The organism is Streptomyces roseochromogenus subsp. oscitans DS 12.976 (genome assembly GCF_000497445.1).
GTDB classification, from domain to species: Bacteria; Actinomycetota; Actinomycetes; order Streptomycetales; family Streptomycetaceae; genus Streptomyces; species Streptomyces oscitans.
In genome coordinates this window covers 9,008,845-9,027,959 of record NZ_CM002285.1, presented here as the reverse complement: position 1 = coordinate 9,027,959, position 19,115 = coordinate 9,008,845, and the positions used below count along the sequence as shown (strand labels likewise).

The 19,115-nt window shown below is 73.4% G+C and carries 18 protein-coding genes and 1 pseudogene; 7 read left to right on the top strand and 12 right to left on the bottom strand.

From position 1 onward, the window contains the following. Positions 1 to 555: class I SAM-dependent methyltransferase (locus M878_RS000000101575; RefSeq protein WP_078630508.1), on the top strand; the 555-nt coding region annotated here is incomplete at its 5' end. 328 nt (positions 556 to 883) lie between these two features. Here the strand turns inward: M878_RS000000101575 and M878_RS88780 are convergent. Continuing rightward, positions 884 to 2,116 (bottom strand): molybdopterin-dependent oxidoreductase, encoded by a 1,233-nt coding sequence (locus tag M878_RS88780; protein WP_023553288.1) that lies wholly within the window; start codon positions 2,114 to 2,116, stop codon positions 884 to 886. Positions 2,117 to 2,229: 113 nt separating this feature from the next. Between M878_RS88780 and M878_RS88775 the strand changes: the two genes are divergently transcribed. After that, entirely contained in the window at positions 2,230 to 3,564 is a 1,335-nt protein-coding gene (locus tag M878_RS88775) for a hypothetical protein (RefSeq protein WP_023553287.1), read from the top strand. Positions 3,565 to 3,615: 51 nt separating this feature from the next. On the opposite strand, the gene M878_RS88770 is transcribed toward M878_RS88775, so the two are convergent. Next, on the bottom strand, positions 3,616 to 4,101 hold the full coding sequence (locus M878_RS88770) for a DUF6083 domain-containing protein (protein ID WP_023553286.1): 486 nt from the start codon (positions 4,099 to 4,101) through the stop codon (positions 3,616 to 3,618). 244 nt (positions 4,102 to 4,345) lie between these two features. Between M878_RS88770 and M878_RS88765 the strand changes: the two genes are divergently transcribed. Next, positions 4,346 to 7,507 carry an amidohydrolase family protein gene (locus M878_RS88765; RefSeq protein ID WP_023553285.1) on the top strand — a complete coding sequence of 1,054 codons (3,162 nt, stop codon included), beginning with the start codon at positions 4,346 to 4,348 and terminating at the stop codon, positions 7,505 to 7,507. Between the two features lie 37 nt (positions 7,508 to 7,544). Here M878_RS88765 and M878_RS88760 read toward each other — a convergent pair whose 3' ends face one another. Continuing rightward, positions 7,545 to 9,032: a long-chain-fatty-acid--CoA ligase gene (locus tag M878_RS88760; protein ID WP_023553284.1), complete on the bottom strand. Its 1,488-nt coding sequence runs from the start codon at positions 9,030 to 9,032 to the stop codon at positions 7,545 to 7,547. A gap of 161 nt (positions 9,033 to 9,193) precedes the next feature. On the opposite strand from M878_RS88760, the gene M878_RS88755 reads away from it, so the two are divergent. Continuing rightward, positions 9,194 to 10,360, top strand: coding sequence for a PucR family transcriptional regulator (locus tag M878_RS88755; RefSeq protein ID WP_023553283.1), 1,167 nt, complete (start codon positions 9,194 to 9,196; stop codon positions 10,358 to 10,360). Between the two features lie 24 nt (positions 10,361 to 10,384). Here the strand turns inward: M878_RS88755 and M878_RS88750 are convergent, their stop codons facing one another. From M878_RS88750 to M878_RS88740, 3 genes are all read right to left on the bottom strand, one after another. Then, positions 10,385 to 11,128 (bottom strand): class I SAM-dependent DNA methyltransferase, encoded by a 744-nt coding sequence (locus M878_RS88750; protein WP_023553282.1) that lies wholly within the window; start codon positions 11,126 to 11,128, stop codon positions 10,385 to 10,387. 79 nt (positions 11,129 to 11,207) lie between these two features. Further along, the gene (locus M878_RS88745) at positions 11,208 to 12,245 is read right to left on the bottom strand and encodes a DUF2332 domain-containing protein (protein WP_209445596.1); all 1,038 of its coding nucleotides are present in this window, start codon (positions 12,243 to 12,245) and stop codon (positions 11,208 to 11,210) included. Between the two features lie 47 nt (positions 12,246 to 12,292). After that, on the bottom strand, positions 12,293 to 13,180 hold the full coding sequence (locus tag M878_RS88740) for a class I SAM-dependent methyltransferase (RefSeq protein ID WP_023553280.1): 888 nt from the start codon (positions 13,178 to 13,180) through the stop codon (positions 12,293 to 12,295). 112 nt (positions 13,181 to 13,292) lie between these two features. Between M878_RS88740 and M878_RS88735 the strand changes: the two genes are divergently transcribed. After that, on the top strand, positions 13,293 to 14,288 hold the full coding sequence (locus M878_RS88735) for a TIGR01777 family oxidoreductase (RefSeq protein ID WP_031227130.1): 996 nt from the start codon (positions 13,293 to 13,295) through the stop codon (positions 14,286 to 14,288). 60 nt (positions 14,289 to 14,348) lie between these two features. On the opposite strand, the gene M878_RS000000102150 is transcribed toward M878_RS88735, so the two are convergent. The 6 genes and pseudogenes from M878_RS000000102150 to M878_RS88710 all read right to left on the bottom strand — a co-directional run. After that, positions 14,349 to 14,678 (bottom strand): hypothetical protein, encoded by a 330-nt coding sequence (locus tag M878_RS000000102150; protein ID WP_023553278.1) that lies wholly within the window; start codon positions 14,676 to 14,678, stop codon positions 14,349 to 14,351. After that, positions 14,675 to 14,836 (bottom strand): hypothetical protein, encoded by a 162-nt coding sequence (locus tag M878_RS000000102145; RefSeq protein WP_023553277.1) that lies wholly within the window; start codon positions 14,834 to 14,836, stop codon positions 14,675 to 14,677. Before M878_RS000000102145 ends, M878_RS000000102150 begins: the two co-directional genes overlap by 4 nt. 191 nt (positions 14,837 to 15,027) lie before the next feature. Next, positions 15,028 to 15,636 (bottom strand): sigma-70 family RNA polymerase sigma factor, encoded by a 609-nt coding sequence (locus M878_RS88725; RefSeq protein WP_023553276.1) that lies wholly within the window; start codon positions 15,634 to 15,636, stop codon positions 15,028 to 15,030. A 223-nt stretch (positions 15,637 to 15,859) separates the two neighbouring features. Then, positions 15,860 to 16,570 (bottom strand): hypothetical protein, encoded by a 711-nt coding sequence (locus M878_RS88720; RefSeq protein WP_031227129.1) that lies wholly within the window; start codon positions 16,568 to 16,570, stop codon positions 15,860 to 15,862. A gap of 203 nt (positions 16,571 to 16,773) precedes the next feature. Then, entirely contained in the window at positions 16,774 to 17,079 is a 306-nt protein-coding gene (locus M878_RS88715) for a copper chaperone PCu(A)C (protein ID WP_023553273.1), read from the bottom strand. Continuing rightward, a pseudogene (locus M878_RS88710) lies at positions 17,076 to 17,447 on the bottom strand (heavy metal translocating P-type ATPase); the annotation flags it as partial. The gene M878_RS88715 and the pseudogene M878_RS88710, both read right to left, overlap by 4 nt. 233 nt (positions 17,448 to 17,680) lie before the next feature. Here M878_RS88710 and M878_RS88705 point away from each other — a divergent pair. Both M878_RS88705 and M878_RS88700 read left to right on the top strand, forming a co-directional pair. After that, positions 17,681 to 18,550 carry a class II glutamine amidotransferase gene (locus M878_RS88705; protein WP_031227128.1) on the top strand — a complete coding sequence of 290 codons (870 nt, stop codon included), beginning with the start codon at positions 17,681 to 17,683 and terminating at the stop codon, positions 18,548 to 18,550. A 309-nt stretch (positions 18,551 to 18,859) separates the two neighbouring features. Continuing rightward, positions 18,860 to 19,093, top strand: coding sequence for a hypothetical protein (locus M878_RS88700; RefSeq protein ID WP_031227127.1), 234 nt, complete (start codon positions 18,860 to 18,862; stop codon positions 19,091 to 19,093). Positions 19,094 to 19,115: the final 22 nt, after the last annotated feature.

Sequence of the window (19,115 nt, the reverse complement as noted above, 5' to 3'; positions counted from 1 at the left end):
CCCGGCCGGCTGGTCGCGGATCTGGCCGCCCGCGGCCGTACCGTGCTCGGCATCGACGTCAGCGAGGCCGCCGTCGACCACACGGTGGGGCTCGGCGGGCAGGCGCTGCGGCGCTCGGTGTTCGAGCCGTTGCCCGGCGAGGGCCGCTGGGACACCGTGCTGCTCATGGACGGCAACATCGGCATCGGCGGGGAGCCGGCCGCCCTGCTGGAGCGGGTGGCTGCGCTGCTGCGCCCGGGCGGTCTGCTGATCGCCGAGACCGTGCCGGGACACGTCGACGAACGCGCCCGGGTCCAGGTCGTCGACACGACAGGCGTCCCCCGCACCACCGGCGCCCCCTTCCCCTGGGCGCGCCTCGGCACCCCGGCCCTGCTGCGGTACGCGCGCAGGGCCGGGTGGCGGCCCGTGGCTCAGTGGAGCGCGGACGGCCGCTGCTTCGCCGCGCTGCGCAGCCGCCGGACCAGGAGCAGCGCCGAACCGCCGAAGAGGACAGCGCTGATCAGCAGCCAGCGGGCGAGGAAGCCGTCCGGGGAGAGCCCGGTGGCCACCCGGTAAGGCCCGGCCACCATCCCGCTGATCAGCGGGAACCAGACGAGCAGGAGCAGCCCGGACAGCAGCGCCGGGACGCGTACGTAGAGCGTCCAGCCGCGCCGTCCGGCCGCTCCGAGGCCGCGGACGACCGCCCGGTCGGCCAGCGTGTACAGCGGCAGCAGGACGAGGTCGTGCAGCAGGGCGGCGCCCACGATCCACAGCGCCACCCCGAACCAGTCACCGGCGAGCAGCCGGATCCCGGCGTACGCGGCGAGCGCGAACGAAGAGGCGAGCAGCAGCAGTTGGAGGGGACTGCCGAGAGGGACGCGCTTCAGGGCTACGCGGCGCGGCATCACAGGTCTCCGAAGGTCAGTCGGGCCACCCACTTGGTGTTGAGCACACCGGGTGCCGCGGGCACGATGATCCGCGCCGGGTGGCCGTGGTCGGGGGAGAGTTCCTCGCCGTTGACGGACAGGGCGAGCAGGGAGCGCCCGTCGGCGACCTGGTTGGCGCGCAGGGCGGCGCGGCGGAAGGCACCGTGGCGTTGCAGGGACTCCACGAACACGTCGGGCGGGTCACCGTCGTACCCGACGAGCGCCGCGAGGTCGCGCAGCCGCACCCCGCGCCACCACTGGTCGGCGGTCGACCAGCCCTCCACGCAGGCGATGGGCAACGACGCGCTGTGCTGCGGAAGTTGGAGCAGCTGGGCGCGGCTGAGCCGGACGGTCCCGGTGCGGCCGGTGACGACGAGCCGCCAGGAGTCCTCATGGGTGTCGGCCGCGGTGATGCCGGCGTAGGCGGCCGTCTTGTTGATCTGGAAGCCGTTCGGGCCGCCGCCGGGATCGGCCGTGCCGTGCGGCGCGAGCAGGGCCGTACGGCGGAAGGGCCCGCCGAGGCTCTGTCCGACCGTGGTCAGGAACAGCAGCAGGGAACCCCCGCCGACCAGACCCAGCGCGCCGCGCCGGGACACGGTGGGCGGCGCGGGGCGCGGGCTGACCAGGTCGCTCTGCTCGTGCCGTCGCCGCCGTACGGTGCGCACCGCGGCCGGTGTCTTGAGCGCGGCGTGGGCGAGGAAGGCGGCGAAGAACACCCACGCCCCGTAGAAGTGCAGCGGGTAGAACGAGCCGGGGAAGACATAGTCCAGCTGGACGTTGAGCACCCCGGTCGTGAACTCGAACAGACCCCCGCCGACCAGCAGCAACAGCGAGATCCGCTCCAGCGCGTGCGCCACCGAGCGGGCCGGCGGCAGGGTGAACAGCCTCGGCACCACCGACCACAGCTTGGCCAGCAGGACCGGGATCAGGGTGATGCCCAGCGTCACATGGACGCCCTGGGTGAGCCGGTACAGCCAGACCGGGTTCGTGGGCCAGGAGAACAGATAGAAGCCCAGGATGCCCTTGTCCGGCGTCTGGTCGTTCACCCGGGACAGGCCCGGGTTGTAGGCGGCGTACGACACCAGACCGGTCACGAACAGCACGGTGACGCCGACGAGCAGCACGAGGCCGAGCACCGAGGTGAACCAGGGGCCGCGCAGCGGGCTGCGCCAGAAACCTGGGGACGTGGGAAGACGGGGATGGTCGCGCATGTCCCGACCGTAGGCCGGGACACCCCTCGGAAAGGGGACGCGACCGGTGACGAAACGCTGACGTCCTGCCCGGACGGCGGCCGGCCGCCGGTGTCCCGGCCTAGCGTTCCGGTGTGACTCGATCTCTCCGCCGCGACCTGTACGCCGCCGGTGCCGCCGCCCTGCTCGTGACGGCGGCCGTCGTCGTCGGCCGGCACATTCAGGACACCCGCCACACCCTGTTCGTGCACTGGCCACCGGTGTTCGCCGACTGGGACCCGCATATCGGGCCCGGCACCCCGGCGGCCCTGACGGTGGCGGCGGCCACCGTGGTGTACGGCCCCGCCGTCGCGGCCCGGATGCCCTGGCGCGCGCTGCTCGCGGCGGCCTGGGCGAGCGCCCTGGCCTGGATCCTGTCCCTGGCCCTGATCGACGGCTGGCAGCAGGGCATCGCGGTCCGGCTGACCACCAGCAACGAGTACCTCCGGGTCATCGGCCGCTTCCACGACATCCCGGCCACCCTGCGCGACTTCACGCACCACATCGTCAGCGGCACCCCCGACCCCTGGCCCGCCCATATCGCCGGGCATCCGCCGGCCGCCACGCTCACCTTCGTCCTGCTGGACCGGATCGGGTTGCGGGGCGGCGGCTGGGCCGGGATGTGGTGCATCGTCGTGGGGGCCACGGGATGCGTGGCCGTGCTCATCGCGCTGCGCGCGCTGGCCGACGAAGCCCTCGCCCGCCGGGCCGCGCCGTTCCTGGTGCTGGCGCCGGCCGCGGTGTGGCAGGGCACGTCCGCCGACGGCTACTTCGCGGCCGTCGCCGCCTGGTCCCTGGCGCTGCTCGCCCTGTCCCTGACCCGCCGGTCCCACATCTGCGCGGTGGGCTCGGGCCTCCTCTTCGGCCTGACCTGCTATCTCTCCTACGGCCTCACCCTGTTCGCGCTGATCGCCGCTACGGTCGTGGCACTCACCCGCTCCTCGCTGCGAGCACACCCCGCCCTCCTGCTCTCCCTGCTCGCCGGACTCGCCGTGTTCCCCGTGCTGTTCACGCTCGCCGGCTTCGACTGGTGGCAGGCCTACCATCTGCTCGTCACGCGCTACTACCAAGGCGTCGGCGGCACCCGCCCCTACGGCTACTGGGTCTGGGCCAACCTGGCCTGCACGGTCCTGATCACCGGCCTGGCCACGGCGGCGGGCCTGCGTCGGACGACCACGGCGCTGCTTCCCCGACCCGACCGCACACACCAGGCGGAGACACAGCTCGCCCTCCTCGTCACCGCCACCCTGGTCGCCCTGCTGATCGCCGACCTGTCCGGCATGAGCAAGGCCGAGACGGAACGCATCTGGCTGCCCTTCGCCCTCTGGCTCCTCCCGGCCTGCGCCCTGCTCCCCCGCCCCCGCGCCTGGCTCACGGCCCAGGCGATCCTGGCCCTGCTTCTCAACCATCTGCTGCTGACGGGCTGGTGACGCCGTGGCTCCTGCGTCCGGCGCCGCTTCCGGCCGCCCCGACCGCAGGTTTCAGCCGGCATCGGGCAGTGCCTTCGGACAGCCCTCCTCGTCCGCCCTTCGCTGTGCCCTGCGGGCGTTCTCCTCGCGGACCGCGCTCAGCCATCGCCAGGGCCGGATCTCGTCCAGGCTGAGCCCGGGACAGGCCAGCTGGTGCGGGATGCGGCAACGGGATCCGGCCAAGGGCTCCGTGAAGCCGCCGTTCCAGGCGACCCCGTTGCTGTCGATGTGCCAGCGGTGGCCGCCGGGCACCAGGTGCGCGGGCAGCACGAGAGCGGGTTCGAGGAGGACGTGCTGACCGGTGTAGGTGGGGCGCCGTTCACCGGCGAGCCCGCAGTGCGGGCAGTGGGGCGGGCTGGGCGGTTCCGGGCCGGTGGCTCCGTCGAGGGCGGCTTGGGCACGGTCCGTGTTCTCCCAGGGGCGGGGCGCGCCGGGGGGCCGCTGCCGCTGCTCGTCGGTTCCGGATGACGGGATGCCGCGGTCGTCGTGTGCCCCCATGCGCCCAAGCGTCGCCGTCCGGACCGGGTTTCAGGAGGGTGCGACGGGGGCGCACCGAGGGCATACCGGCCAGGGCCGGTGCCGGTGGCCCGCCCGGCGGGGTGACCTGGCGTGACCGCCGTGCCCTCCAGGCGTTGCGCTGAGCGTATGGCGGGGCCGCTGTGGCTGAAATCGCCTACTGGTGCGGGGCGTACCTCTGCCACTTCGCTGGGACAGAGACGGCAGGAACGACAGGGGGAACGGGATGGACTTCGGCAGTGTCGACCGGCGCGGGTTTCTCGGGACGGCGGCGGCAGGGCTGGTGACCGCCGCGGCCTCGCGGGCGGTGGCGGCCGTGGGGGTGCCGGCCGGGACCGGTGAGCCGGACGGCCGCGGCAAGCGGTTCCTCACCTACACCCGGCTGACCGGAGGTTCGGTCACCGGCTGCCGGGGCGGTGGTGCGCTGATCGCCGAGGTGCAGGGGGTGCTGTGGCGGGTGCCGCGGGACGGGGGGACGGCCGTACAGGTGTCGGGCTGGGAGCTGGAGTCGACGCGTCCCGCCCTCTCCCCGGACGGGGAGACGGTGGCCGTGTGCGGGTATCGCGGGGGCGGCTTCCATCTGTGGACGCTGCGACCCGACGGCGGCGGGCTGCGGCAGGTGACGGACGGGCCCTGGGACGACCGCGGGGTCGCCTGGTCGCCGGACGGCACCCGGCTGGCCTTCTCCTCCGAACGCGGCGGCGACGCCCTCACCGGTTCCTCCTACGGGCTGTGGGTGCTGGACCTGGCCGACAGCCGGCCGCGCCGGGTCACCGGCGGGGACCACGAGGACTTCGATCCGGCCTGGTCGGCGGACGGGCGGTCACTGGTGTGCGTACGCGCCGCCCACACACCGGGCGGCGGCAACGACGGCGGCCTGTCGCTGGTCCGGGTACCGGTCTCGGGCGGCCCGGCCGAAGTGCTGCGCACGGTGGCCTCGGGCCGGTTGGTGTGCCCGTCCGTGTCGCCCTCGGGGCGCATCGCCTATGTGCATCTGACCGGCGCGAGCACCCCCGGGGTTCCGGCGGACGCGGCGCGGCTGATGGTCGACGGCGAGGTCGTCACGGCGGACGAGGACCTGGCGGCCGCTCCGCCGTGCTGGCTGAGCGAGGACGAGCTGCTGTACGTCGGGGACGGCCGGATCCGGATCCGCTCGCTGGCCGGCTCCACCGTGCGGGAGGTGCCCTTCACCGCGCGGATGCCGGTGCCCGATCCGTCCGCGGCGCATCGACGGCGTCCGCTCACGCCGGAGCGCCCGGCCCCGGTACGCGGTCTGCACCGGCCGGCCCTCTCCCCCGACGGGCGCAGCGTGGCCTTCGTGGCGCTGAACGCCCTGTGGCTGATGCCGGCCGGGGGCACGCCGCGCAAGCTGCTCCAGGCGGCCGACACGCACTTGCTGCAGATGCCCGTGTGGGCGCCGGACGGGCGCAGCCTGCTGTACTGCACGGACCAGGACGGGCTGGTGGCCGTACGCCGTCACCACCTGGACAGCGGCGCCGACGAGCCGTTGACCGACGGCGGGCGGCTGTATCCCGCGCTGTCCCCGGACGGCACCCGGCTGGCCTGCCTGGACGTGACCGGGAACCTGCTGGTGCGCACCCTGGCCACGGGCACCGAGGAGCGACTGGCCCGGCCGCTGGCCACCGACGGGCCGCCCGGCGCCCCCACTTGGTCGCCCGACGGCCGGTACGTGGCCTTCTGCGACCGCAACCGGCTCAACCAGCGCTTCCGTGAGGGCTACAACCTCATCCGGGTCATCGACACCCGCACCGGCGGCGAACGCCGTCATCTGCCCGCCGAGCACCAGTCGTTGTCCGACCGGGTCGCCTCCGGGCCCGTGTGGTCCCCCGACGGCCGCTGGATGGCGCTGGTGGCCGAGTCGGCGCTGTGGCTGCTGCCCGTGGCGGCGGACGGCACCCCGACCGGTCCCGCACGCCGGCTGACCGACGAGCCGGCCGACCACCCCAGCTGGTCCGCGGACTCCGGCACGCTCCTCTACCTCTCCGACGGCCGTCTGCGCCGCCTCTCCCTCACCACCGCCCGGACCCACACGCTCCCGCTCCGCCTGACCACCGGGCGCGGTGGGACCGGCTCCCCCGAGCCGCTGCGGATCCACGCCGGCCAGCTGTGGGACGGCACCGGCGGGCCGCCGCGGCACGACGTCGACATCCTCGTCACCGGCAAACGGATCACCGCCGTCGAGCCGCACCGCGCCCGCCGCCCCGGGCACCGCACCCTCGACGCCTCGGACCGGACCGTCGTCCCCGGTCTCTTCGACAGCCACACCCACCCGTATTCGGCCACCTACGGCGCCCGGCAGAGCCTCACCGCGCTCGCGTACGGCATCACGACCACGGCCTGTCTCGGCAGTCCGCTGTACGACGCGGTCCGGCTCCGGGAGGCCGCCGGCTCCGGGGAGCTGCGCGGTCCGCGGCAGCTGGCCTGCGCCGAACTCCTGGACGGCTCGCGCACCGCGTACAGCATGGGCCGCGCCCACCGCACCCGCGACGGGGTCCGGCGTACGCTCCGGCGTGCCGCCGCCCTGGACGTCGATTTCGTGAAGACCTATGTGCGCGCGGCGGGCGAGGTCATGGCCGAGGCGGCCGAGGTCGCCGCCGCGCTCGGCGTGCCCAGCGGCAGCCACCTGTGCGCGCCGGGCCGGGCGGCGGGGCAGAGCCTGACGACCCATCTGCAGGCCACCCAGCGCCTGGAGTTCGGGCATGCCATGACTCCGCTCGGCCGCGTCGGCGAGGATCTGGTGCAGCAGTACGCCGGTGGGTCCTTCGCGTTGATCATCACGCCGTTCACCGCGCAGATCCTGCTCGCCGCCGATCCGCGGCTTGCCGGCGATCCGCGCGTGACGCGCCTCATGCCGCCCTGGGACGTCGCCGTCGTGCGCGACCGCGCCCATACCGAGCCCACCGACGCCCAACAGCGCGCCCTCGCCACCGAGATGGCCGACTACCGGCGCCTCGTGGCTCACGGCGCCCGCATCGCCCTGGGCACCGACGCGCCGCTGGTCCCGGTAGGCCTCTCCCTGCATCTGGCGCTGCGTGCCCTGCACGCCCACGGCTTCACCCCCGCCGAAGCCCTGCACAGCGCGACCACCGTGCCGGCCCGCCTCTTCGGCCTGGAAGCGGATCTCGGCACCGTGCAGGAGGGCAGGATCGCCGACCTGACGATCGTCGACGGCGACCCCTTCTCCGACTTCGACACCCTCGTCGACATCCCGGTCGTGGTGCGCGAGGGAGTCCCCTATGAGCAGGGCGACCTGACGTCCGCTCACCGCTCCGACCGGTCCGGTGCGCAGGAACCCCCGCGCGGGATGACGTGGCTCACGGTGGCCGATCATCTCCGGCGGGGGTCGTGCTGTCATCCGGGTTCGTAGCGCTGGCGGGCGGCGGAGTGTCCAGCTCCGCCTTGCCTCAGGACAACGGCGCGGTGATCTCCCGCTTGAGGATCTTGCCGCTCGGGCCCAGCGGCAGTGCGTCCGTCAGCCAGAGGCGGCGCGGGTACTTGTAGGCGGCGACCCGGTCCCGGACGAACTGCCGCAGCTCCTCGGTGTCCGCCGCGGCTCCCGGGCGCAGGACGACCGCAGCTGCCACCTCCTCGCCGAGCCGCTCGTCGGGCACGCCGAGGACCGCGGCGAGGGCGACGGCGGGATGCTCGTGCAGCACCTCCTCGATCTCGCGCGGGTAGACGTTGTAGCCGCCGCGGATGATGAGGTCCTTCTTCCGGTCGACGATGTACAGGTAGCCGTCCTCGTCCTGGCGCGCCATGTCGCCGGTGCGCAGCCAGCCGTCCGGGACGGTGGCGGCCGTCTCCTCGGGACGGTGCCAGTACTCCTTCATCAAGTTGGGCCCGCGCACGGCGAGTTCACCGACCTCGCCCGGTGCGACCTCCCGGCCGGTGTCGTCGAGCAGCCGGACCTCGACGTCGCGGATGGGGGTGCCGACGGAGCCGGGTTTGCGCGGGCGGTCGGGGTGGTTGAAGGAGACGACCGGGCTGGTCTCGGACATGCCGAAGCCTTCCAGGACCATGCAGCCGAAGCGCCGCTCGAACCCGTGCAGGACCTCCACCGGCAGGGAGGCGCCGCCCGAGATGCACAGGCGGAGGCTGGACACGTCGGCGGCGCCCGAGTGCTGGAGGAGTGCGGCGTACATGGTGGGGACGCCCTCGAAGACGGTGGCCCGGTCCCGGGCGATGGCGTCGAGCACCGCACCCGGCTCGAAGCGGGGGACGAGGGTGAGGGACGCCCCGCAGTGGACGGCGACGTTCATGGTGCAGGTCTGTCCGAAGATGTGGAACAGCGGCAGACAGCCGACGATCACGTCGTCGGAGGTGAGCCGCTGGACCTCGGTGACGTTGACCTCGGTGTTGTGGCGGAGCCCGGCGTGGGTGAGCGCGGCGCCCTTGGGACGGCCGGTGGTGCCCGAGGTGTACAGCAGTACGGCGATGTCGTCCGCTGCCGTGGCGGTCACCTCGGACTGCGGCTCCAGAGGCGCCAGTTCGGCGGCGAAGGCGGCCGGTTCGACCGCCAGGTGCCGTACCCCGGCGGCGGCCGCCCCCGCGGCGCCCTCGCCGGGCGCCTGATGCCACTCGAAGAGCAGGACGGCGCCGGAGTCCCGCAGGTGGTACTCGGTCTCGCGCTCCTTCAGCAGCGGGTTCATCGGCACCACGATGCCGCCGACGCGCAGCACGCCGTAGTACAGGACGACGAACTCGGGCACGTTCGGGAGCATCAGGGCGACCCGGTCGCCGGTGCGCAGGCCCTCGGTGCGCAGCAGCGCGGCGGCCTGGGCGGTCAGTCGGTCCAGCTCGGCGTAGGTGGTGGTCGCCGTGCCGAGCCGAAGCGCGGGGCGCTCGGGCAGCCGTCGTGCCGTCTCCACCAGGAATTCCGCCAGATTGGCCATGTATGCCTCCTCGCACGCATGCTCTCGCCGCGCTCACGGGTCCCGCCGCAGGCGCTCAGGGCATGGTCGCGTGCACGGTGGCGGGGGTCCATGGTGGCGCCGACATCTCCCCCATGCCCGCGTTGTTCTGGGAACCAAAACAAGCGCCGTACGCTGGGGGTATGGGTCTGTCGAATGTGGGCGCGGCCCTGCGTACGCGCCTTCCGGAGCTGGGTGAGCGGATGACCGAACGCATCCGTGCGGAGGTCGAGTCGTACGCGGACGACTCGCTCATCCCCTTCACGTCGCTGAGGGACTCCTGCGCGGACAACGCCGATCTGCTTCTGGGGGGTTTCGCTTACGGCGCCGAACCCGACGTGGGAGCCGCCCAGCAGACCGGACGGCTCCGCGCCGAGCAGGGCGTTCCGCTCGCCGACACCCTGCACGCCTACCGGGTGGGTTTCGAGCTGCTCTGGTCGGAGATGGTCGACGAGGCGCGCAGGCATCCGGAGGTGACGGACGCCGAGCTGGTGGCCGGTTCCTCGGAGATCTGGGCCCTGTTCGGACGGTACGCGGAGGCGGTGGCGGCCGCCTATCGCGAGGCGAGCGCGGAACTGGCGCTGCAGCGCGAGGCCCGCCGCTCGGCGCTGGCCGAGGCCCTCTTCACGGGCGCCCTCGCGGATCGTACGACGCCGTGGGAGGCGGCCCGGCAGCTCGGTCTGCCGGAGCGCGGCCCGTATGCGGTGGTGGCGGCGTCGGTGCCGGATCCCGGCCAGGAGCCGCTGCCCGGCATCGAGGCGGCGCTGCGCCGCTCCGGGGTGGCGTCGGTATGGCGGCTGCTGCCGGACCAGCAGATCGGGCTGGTCTCGCTCGGGCACCGGGACGCGGAGAGGGTGAGCCTGCGGGCGCTGCGCCGCCGTCGCGCCCGGGTCGGCGTCAGCCCCCGGTTCGACTCGCTGCGGGACACCCCCCAGGCGCTGCGGTTCGCCCGGCTGGCGCTGGCCGGGCTGCCCGGCGACGGGCCGGGCGTGACCCGCTTCGACGACAGCCCGCTGGCGATGCTGGTCGCGGCGGCCCCGGCGGAGGCGAGCCGGCTGGTCGAGGTGTCCCTGGGGCCCGTTCTCGCACTGCCCGCGGCGGAGCGCGCCCGGCTGCTGCAGACCCTGGGGCACTGGTTCGCCTCGGGCGGGGTGGCCGCCGAGGCCGCGGAGCGGCTCTTCGTCCATCCCAACACCGTGCGCTACCGGCTGCGCCGTATCGAGGAGGTGACCGGACGCGCGCTCACCGACCCGGTCGCTCTCGCCGACCTGGGCGCGGCGTTGTACGCCCTGCGCCTGCTGCCTTGCTGAGCGGCCGGAGGGGTCGCTCCTCGGTTACGGCGCCGTCGGCAGCCGGTACACCGAGACATGGGAGCGGGACTCGGCGGTGAACTCGGTGCCGGCCCAGTCCGCGTGCCTGGACTCCAGCCCGAATCCTGCCAGTTGGGCCATGAGATCGAGTTCGGAGGGCCAGATGTAGCGGTGAGGGCTGCGGTACAGCCGGGCCTCCTCGGTCCCGTCGAAGTGGAAGTGGTGCGATACGACACGCTGGTTGAGGACGTCATAGGTGTCGAGGCCGATGTACTCGGCGCCGGCGTGCCACACGGTGGCCGACGTGCCCGGGGGCAGCGTGCGCAGCTCGGGCACCCACAGCTCGATCACGAACCGGCCGCCGGGTGCGAGGTGGCGGGCGGCGTTGCGGAAGCACTCGACCTGCTCGGCCTGTGTGAGGAGGTTGGAGATCGTGTTGTAGACGAGGTAGACGAGGCGGTACGTCCCCGGGGCGACGGTGGTCGTCATGTCGCCGATGACCACGGGGATCGCGGCTTCGCCGGCCTTGGTCCGCAGTTGCTCGACCATCGGCCCGGACAGCTCGATGCCGGTGACGGGCACCCCTCGCCCGGCGAGCGGGACGGCGACCCGGCCGGTCCCGATCGCGAACTCCAGTGCCGCTCCGCCGTCCGCCAGCCCGGCGAGGCGCTCCACCGTGGGCGCCAGCACCTCGGGTGCGAACATGCCGGTGCCGGGCGTGTCGTAGCGCCGGGCGACGGCGGCGTCCCAGATGTTCTCCATCTGCATCGCATCAACGCTGACTGCTGACAAGAGAGTTGTCCAGTGAATAACCGCCCGGCGCCCACCTCTCAGCCCTGACGGGGCGTCAGGAGTCTGCCAGCCAGGCCGGCAAGCGGCCCCGCGACCAGCAGCGGCCCATGGCCTCGGCGTGCGGGATCGACCGGTCGAACACCGCCAGACCGATGATGCTGTGGCCAGAGGCGCGGCGATCGCCAAGTGTCGGTATCGTCGGCGCGACTCCGACCCCCTCCGCCGACACCCACGCCACCACCCGGCCGGCCGCCGCTTCGTCGAGGCGGTGCAGGAAGCGCAGGCGGCCCTCTGGCGGGTAGCGCGACAGCGCCCATGTCGTGGTGACGACAGGCAGGGCATCCGCGGGCACACGGGCGAGGGCGTGGGGCAGCACCTCGACGGCGTCCCCTCGCAGCAGCAGCGGAGGGGCCGTCGCCGCCAACGCCATCTCCGCGTCGAGCCTCGCGGCCCGCTCCGGCTGATCCGGCCACAGGCAGGCGCGCAGCCATCGGGCGTCATCCGGGTCGCTCACGTCGACCGGATCGAGGTCGACGCCGACGCGGGCGACAACCTCGGGCATCGCGCGTGCCGGGACAGGACGGTCTCCCACGATCGCAGACGACAGCTGGACGGGAGATGACGGATCGCCCAGTGATTGTCCGTTGCTGTACGTGATGCCAACGCGATCGACATGGAGATTGAGCCCAGCCGAACAGCCCACGTCGATCAGCCCCACCGCGTTCGCGCCCACCCGGCGCGCCGCCTCGGCAATGGCCGGATACAGCACGGCGCAGCGTCCGGTGTCGTTGGTCCGCGGCTGCCGGCGCACGGCGATGGCCACGACCGAGCCTGTCATACGCAGCAGCGTGTCGATCGCCGCGCCGGCGGCGGCGTCGCCGTCCGCGGCGGCATAGGCCGCGGCAAGCACCAGGGCACGTCCGGCGAGAGCCAGGTCGTGCAGCGCGGCGAGGATCACCGTGGGGTGCCGCTTGCGCGCGGGCGCCGCCTCGATGGCGCGCAGCGCCTCGTCGGACTCGCTCAGCGCGACGGCGACACGCTCGTACAGCGGCGAAGTCCGGGCGGCGTCGACCTCACCGAAGCATCGGTACACCTGAGCCAGGCTGCGGACCCTACCCACGGGTGCGGCGCTTCGTGCAGTCACGTCCTGGCATCCCCAGGACTGTAGCCGAGCGAGCGCTCCAAACTGACAGGACACTGGCCGGGCCAGACGAACACCTCGGTGCTGGGCGCGCATTCGGAGAACAGGCCCGCCGGTGAGGCCTGCGCGAGCAGGCGGCACAGGTCCGTCTCGAAGGCCTCACGGCGGTGGCCGAACAGGTGGGGGGCCGAGTACGACATCGAGAAGGTCCACGCCACCACGTCGTCCACCGTGCGCCGCAGTTCCTGTCCGCCGGGGACGACATACCGCTGGGGCCCCTGGAAGCCCGCGTCGGCCAGGATCGCCGCCTCGCCGCCGGCCGTCCCCTGCGGCAGCAGTCCCCGGCCGGCGCGGCGGACCGGCCCCAGGTAGCGCTTGACCAGCTCCTCGATGTCCCGGTAGGGCACGGCCGGGTACGGCAGCCCGTCGACCGTACGGGAGTCGTTCTTCAGATCCGCCACATGCACCAGCACCCCAGCCGGACGCAGCATGCCGCGCACGGTCTTCGCCACCCGCTCACGTTCCGTCCAGTGGAAGGACTGGGCGAACACGGCCACGTCGAACCGCCCCAGACCGCCCGGGAGTTCCTCGGCACGCATCCGCACCCAGCGCGTCCTGGCTCCCAGCCCCGCGGCGGTGGCCCGACTCGCCGCTTCGGCGATCATCCCGGCATCCGGGTCGACCCCGACGACCTCCCGGAACAGTGGCGCCAGCGGGACTGCGACGGTCCCCGGCCCACAGCCCACGTCGAGCAGCCGCCCCTGCCCGTCGGCTGCCAACACCTCGGCGAGCAGCGACACCAGCCCCGGGGCGTAGGGCAGTCGGCCCCGCTCGTAGTAGGGAGCCGTGCCCTCGAAGAGGGTCTCGTCCCACTGCCAGTCACTCATCGCGGATCCGTGTCCTTTCACGGGGCCGAAGGCGCCTCCGAAAAGACACCGCCTTCTTTTGAACGCGTTCAAATCTATGACTACGCTGTGCGCACCGAACCGAGGGGGCTCGATGAAGATAGTTCTGCCTGGGGGAACCGGTCAGGTCGGCACGGTTCTCGACCGAGCGCTGACGCGTGCCGGCCATGAGGTCACCGTGCTGACCCGGCATCCGGTGCGGGCGCGGGAGGTCGGCTGGGACGGAGCCACGCTCGGCCGCTGGGCGGAGGCGGTCGACGGCAGCGATGTCGTGATCAACCTGGCCGGACGCAGCGTGTCTTGCCGCTACACCGCCGAGAATCTGCGGGCCATGATGGATTCGCGGGTGGACTCGGCACGGGTGGTCGGCGAGGCGATCGCCGCCGCCGCGCGGCCACCACGGGTGTGGCTGCAGATGAGTACGGCGACGATCTACGCCCACCGCTTCGACGCGGCGCATGACGAGGCGACGGGGGTGATCGGCGGCTCGGAGGCCGGAGTTCCGGACTACTGGGCCTACAGCGTCGACATCGCGAAGAACTGGGAGCGTGCGCAGGCCGAGGCGTCGACGCCCGCGACGCGGAAGGTGGCGCTGCGTTCGGCGATGGTGATGAGCCCGGACCGGGGCGGGGTGTTCGACGTCCTGCTGGGCCTGGCCCGGCTGGGGTTGGGCGGGCCGGTCGCCGGCGGTGCGCAGTACGTCTCCTGGATCCACGACGAGGACTTCGTACGCGCGGTGGAGTTCCTGATCGACCGGGACGACATCGACGGGCCGGTGAACCTCGCCTCGCCCGGCCCGCTCCCCCAGCGGGGCTTCATGCGGGCGCTGCGCGCGGCCTGGGGCGTTCCCGTGGGGCTGCCCGCGACGCGGTGGATGGCGGAGCTGGGCGCGTTCGCGCTGCGCTCGGACACGGAGTTGCTGCTCAAGAGCCGCCGGGTGGTGCCGGGTCGGCTGCGGGAGGCCGGGTTCGGTTTCCAGTATCGCGCTTGGCAGCCGGCCGCCCTGGACCTCGTACAGCGGGTCCGGTTGTCCCGTGCGGGCCGCCGCGGTCGGGTGGCAGCGGAAGCGGCGTCCGGGCGGCGGACCTGAGCCGGCCCGAGCCCTTGAGTTCGGCCTCTTGAGTCCGTCGGCCTCCCGCTCCCGGCCGCCTCACCCCTCACGGAAATGGCTCGGCCTGCCGTCGACCGTCACCAGCCCCGGCTCGCCGCCGCGTTGCCCCGACCTGGCGGTCCCGGACGACGGTGGGCTGCTTGGTACCGGGGTCGTAGTCGAAGAAGAAGTACGTCGGACGGGCGCTCCGCGCGGCGCAGGCGGTGGACCCAGGTAGATGTGCTTGATGCCGGCCGCCTCGAACTCGCCCTCGGTCGGCACGTCACCCATCCCGGCGCCGCCCATGCCGCGCACCGTGACCTTCCGGGCCTGTGTGTCGAGGGCGCCGGGCAGCGTGCCCTTGCCGGGCGGGAACCCGGTGCCGATCACCCGGTCCCCGCACCGAGGCGCAACAGCAGCTCCAGGCCCGCGGCGTTGCTGGTGACGATCCTCTTCGGGGCCTTGGCGAAGGTGGTCGCGGCGCCGGCGCAGTCCAGCAGGCCGCCCGGTACGACGGCCGTCGTACCGCCCCACGCACCAGAACGCATCGGACAACTCCCGGATCCACTCGGCACACGGGTGAACCTCCGTCAGCCCGTCCGGTAGTCGGGGCGGACCTGCCCTGAGTTCCCGAGCGCCGGTGATCCGGTTCGGAGGGTGGCGCCGATCGCGTACGACGCGCGCCACCCTCCGGGCGGCTAGGCCGCCGGTGCGGCGGCGGGCCGCTCCTCCCCACTGCCTAGAGGGCGTGGGAGGTGCCCCCGTCGTCCAGCAGGTCCATCAACGTGGCCCTGGCCCGGGCCACGCGGGAGCGGACCGTGCCGATGGGACAGGCGCTGACCTCGGCGGCCTCCGCATAGGGCAGGCCGAGCAGCTGGGTGAGGACGAACGCCTCCCGGCGCTCGTCCGGCAGACAGGCCAGCAGGTCCAGCAGGGCGACGCCGTCGTCGAATCCGGGCAGGCCCCGCGGCTGGGCCGACTCCACAGCCAGCTGCCAGTCGGGGACGTCGGACAGCCGGGGCCGCGCCGCGGCGTGCCGGTAGCTGTCGATCACCGCGCGGCGTGCGATGGACAGCAGCCAGGCGCGCGCCGAGGATCGGCCCTCGAAGCGGTGCAGGCTGCTGATGGCACGCAGGAAGGTGTCCTGCGCGAGGTCGTCGACGGCCTGGGGATCGGTGCAGAGGTGGGCGACATAGCGCTGGACGTCGCGGTGCAGGGCGCGGACGAAGTGCTCGACCGCGTCCGCGTCGCCGCCGCGGGCGGCCAGCGCCCATGCGGTTATCGACTCGTCGGGAGATGCTGTCTGGTCGCATGCGGTCCGCGCTGCGGGCAGGACAGGAGTGATCACCTGGTGTCCTTCTCGGGTCAACCGTGACCGGACCGGGGCGCGGGTGAGCGCGAACGGTCCGGTGAATGAGGAGACGGCCCTACGGCGCGCGCGGTACGAAGGCGCCAGGGCACATCGGAGCTACGACACAGAGGTACGGCGACCCAGAGGTGCTGCGGCGCGTGCGCGGACGTACGACCGTGGCCCGAGGCGCACAGGGGCGGCCTCGGGATACCGGCTGTCGTCAGGCGACAGCGGTCCCCACGGGTGGCCCGCGCGAGGTGATCGCATGGATGAGGAGGTCGAGGCTCGGTGCCCGGTCGGAACGGGGCCGGCACAGCCGCTGGTCCGGACGCTCGCCGGCAAGGGGCAGGGCCAGCAGCAGTCGCAGCGGCGCGGCCAGCCGTCCGGCCGCGGCCCGCAGGATGCGGAAGGCGGCTTTCTCGCCGTACGCCAGCCAGAGCCCGGTGAGGAGCGCGGCCAGCAGGTGGGCGGCGGCCATCCCGGACGAGGACGCGTCGCCGGCCCCCAGGGAATGCCCCATGTGCTGCAGGGGATTCATAGAGGTGTGCCCCATGTGGCCCATATCCATGGAGTCCATGGAGCCCATGGAGCCGATGGACATCGACCCCATGTCCCCCATCCCCATGTGTATGGCCGTGCCCGCGTGTCCGGACGCCATGGGCGGGGTGCTTCCGGAAGCCGACTGGGCGAGGGAGAACGCCGAGTGCAGCGCCGTCTGGGCGACGACCACGAGCGGCACGATCAGCCGCGGCCCGCGCTCACGCCCCGTCAGGCACCAGCCCACCGCACCGGTGGCGACGAGACCGGTGGCCCATGCCCAGGCGGGCACGTCCCGGCCGGACATCAGGACGTGGCCCAGGGCGGCGAGCACGACACAGACGGCCGCGAACACCGCGGCCCGAACCGTGCGCGAACCCCACCCTGCTGTCATCGGGCCCCATCCTCCCATCCCGGCGTGCGCCGTCCTACGGAGGTACGGCAACCGCCCCTCCCCCGTGGGCCCGCGGGTGCGTCAGGCGGCGCCGTCGCCCGGACGTACCACCACGGCGAGCGTGCGCACCGCCCCGCTGTGCGCGAAGTACAGCGTGAACGGCACGAGGTCGCCCACGTGCCATCCGGAGAGCGCCCGCAGTGTCACGGCCGGCCCGCGCGGGAGGTCGTGACCCGGACCAGCCGGTCGTCCGCGCCGCCGCTGTTGGTGACGACGAAGAAGGCGGCCGTCTCGGTGGTGCCGCCGTAGGGCAGCAGGACCCGCCCGGAGGTGACGGCGATCCGGGCCGGCCGGCCCGCCTGGCCCGCCGTCACCCAGGTGGTCAGGCCGGCCAGCGCGAGGCTGAAGGCGGCCACGGGCGCGAGTGCGGCGAGCAGGGAGTCGGTCAGCCGGCGGCGGCTGGGGCGCGAGGACGGGCCGGTCGCATCGTCGGTCGTGCGGGTGGTCATCGAGCGGTCCTCCGGGCGGGTGCGGGCTGCCAGGCGCGCAGCCGCAGGCTGTGGCCGACGACGAACAGGGAGCCGGCCGACATGGCCGCCGCGGCGAGCATGGGGGTGAGCAGGCCGGTCATGGTGAGCGGGACGGTGACGGCGTTGGAGCCGAAGGCCCACGCCAGGTTGGCGCGGATCGTGCCGTGGGTGCGGCGGGCCAGTCGTACCGCGTCGGGAAGCGTGTCGATGTCCCCGCGGACGAGCGTCACGTCGGTGCCGCCGATCGCGACGTCCGTGCCGCCGCCCAGCGCGATGCCCAAGTCGGCGCGGGCCAGGGCGGCCACGTCGTTGCCCCCGTCGCCGACGACCGCCACGCGGCAGCCCTCCACGGGGCGGGGTTCGCCTTCGCCCACCCGACGATCGACGGAGCACTCGACTCGGCGCTGCGACCGGCCGGTTGAGAAGGTCCTCGGCCGGGCTGGGTGCCGTTCCCGGCCCCGGGTGCGCGACCGGATGCCGTCGGTCGCGCCGGGTGCGGGAACGGCCGCCGCGCGGGACGATGGCCGTCCGGGGCCCGGGGACGGGGCACGCCCGGAAGACGGGTGACGAGGAGGTTGCCGTGTGCCGGCTGTTCGGGCTGATCAGCTCCCCGCTCCGCACGCACGCCACGTTCTGGCTGCTGGACGCCCCCGACAGTCTCAGCGCGCAGAGTCACCGCGAACCCGACGGCACCGGGCTCGGGTACTACGCCGCGGACGGCACCCCGGAGGTGCACAAGGCACCGATCGCAGCCTATGAGGACCGCGCCTTCGCCCAGGAGGCCCGCGAGGTGGAGTCGGCCACCTTCCTCGCACACATCCGGTACGCGTCCACCGGAGGGCTGGAGTTGCGCAACACGCACCCCTTCGACCAGCACGGGCGGCTGTTCGCGCACAACGGTGTGATCGAGGGGCTCGACGCGCTCGACCGCCATCTGGGCGAGGACCGCTCGCTGGTGCGTGGCGACACCGACTCCGAGCGCTTCTTCGCGCTGGTGACGCGGGAGACCGCGGCGCACGGCGGGGACGTGTCGGCCGGCCTCGTCGCCGCGGCGCGATGGGTCGCCGTGAACCTGCCCCTGTACGCCCTGAACGTCATCCTCCTCACCCCCCGGGAGCTGTGGGCCCTGCGCTATCCCGCCACCCATGAGCTGTATGTGCTGCGGCGGCCGGCCGGAGGCCACCAGGGATCGCGGCATCTGGACCACACCGGCCGGGGCGGCCGGCTGCGGGTGCGCTCGGCGCATCTGGGTGATGTTCCGTCCGTCGTCGTGGCCAGCGAGCGCATGGACGAGAGCCCGCACTGGCAGCTCATGGAGCCGGGCGAACTGCTCCATGTGGGCCCCGAGCTGGAGGTGACCTCGCGCATCGCCCTGCCCGAACCGCCGGCCCACCTGCTCACCCTCTCCGACCTGCGCCCCGAGGCGGCGGCCTCCCAGCGGCCCGCGTAGACCCCGCCGGCTACCGGACTCGGCGAGCCGGGGAGGGTATGTGCGCCGTGCCGTCGAGATGCGCTGCGATACGGGCGATGGTCCGCTCGTTGCCCTCGAACAGGTGCGCCCGCATCCCGAGCGCGCGTCGTCTCGAAGCCCCATGGCTCGGGTTTGCAGACGCCGATCTCAGTCACTTGGTGTTCGAAGTAGCCGCGGCGGACGGGGTGTTCACGACCCGCCAGACCTCGCTGACACACCCCTCCCGCGGACGTACCAGTGACCCGACTCACGACGTCGAATACTTGCGCAACCCTTAAAATATCGGCCGTGGAGACTACCGAAGTGAGGGGCTGGGAGACCGCCGTGCTCGACGGAGGGCCGGCGGACGGGCTGCGGATGAAGGTATCCGACCGGCCGCGCGTGATCCAGGTGACCTACCCCTGCCGGATCGAGGCCGCACCGCCCGGCGGCGTGCGCGCCGAGGCGGTGTACCTGTACCGCAGGGACTACACGGTCACCACCGAGCCCCTGCGGTACGGCTTCGACATCGCCAGCCCCTGACCGGAGGGGCCGGCATGCCCGG

What these genes read in the sequence shown, in the direction of transcription:
- M878_RS88720 (WP_031227129.1), bottom strand. Translation starts at nt 16,570, where the DNA reads ATGACAGCAGGGTGGGGTTCGCGCACGGTTCGGGCCGCGGTGTTCGCG.
- M878_RS88760 (WP_023553284.1), bottom strand. Translation starts at nt 9,032, where the DNA reads ATGGCCAATCTGGCGGAATTCCTGGTGGAGACGGCACGACGGCTGCCC.
- M878_RS88765 (WP_023553285.1), top strand. Translation starts at nt 4,346, where the DNA reads ATGGACTTCGGCAGTGTCGACCGGCGCGGGTTTCTCGGGACGGCGGCG.
- M878_RS88755 (WP_023553283.1), top strand. Translation starts at nt 9,194, where the DNA reads ATGGGTCTGTCGAATGTGGGCGCGGCCCTGCGTACGCGCCTTCCGGAG.
- M878_RS000000102145 (WP_023553277.1), bottom strand. Translation starts at nt 14,836, where the DNA reads ATGCGTTCTGGTGCGTGGGGCGGTACGACGGCCGTCGTACCGGGCGGC.
- M878_RS88770 (WP_023553286.1), bottom strand. Translation starts at nt 4,101, where the DNA reads ATGGGGGCACACGACGACCGCGGCATCCCGTCATCCGGAACCGACGAG.
- M878_RS88780 (WP_023553288.1), bottom strand. Translation starts at nt 2,116, where the DNA reads ATGCGCGACCATCCCCGTCTTCCCACGTCCCCAGGTTTCTGGCGCAGC.
- M878_RS88735 (WP_031227130.1), top strand. Translation starts at nt 13,293, where the DNA reads ATGAAGATAGTTCTGCCTGGGGGAACCGGTCAGGTCGGCACGGTTCTC.
- M878_RS88715 (WP_023553273.1), bottom strand. Translation starts at nt 17,079, where the DNA reads ATGACCACCCGCACGACCGACGATGCGACCGGCCCGTCCTCGCGCCCC.
- M878_RS88750 (WP_023553282.1), bottom strand. Translation starts at nt 11,128, where the DNA reads ATGCAGATGGAGAACATCTGGGACGCCGCCGTCGCCCGGCGCTACGAC.
- M878_RS88740 (WP_023553280.1), bottom strand. Translation starts at nt 13,180, where the DNA reads ATGAGTGACTGGCAGTGGGACGAGACCCTCTTCGAGGGCACGGCTCCC.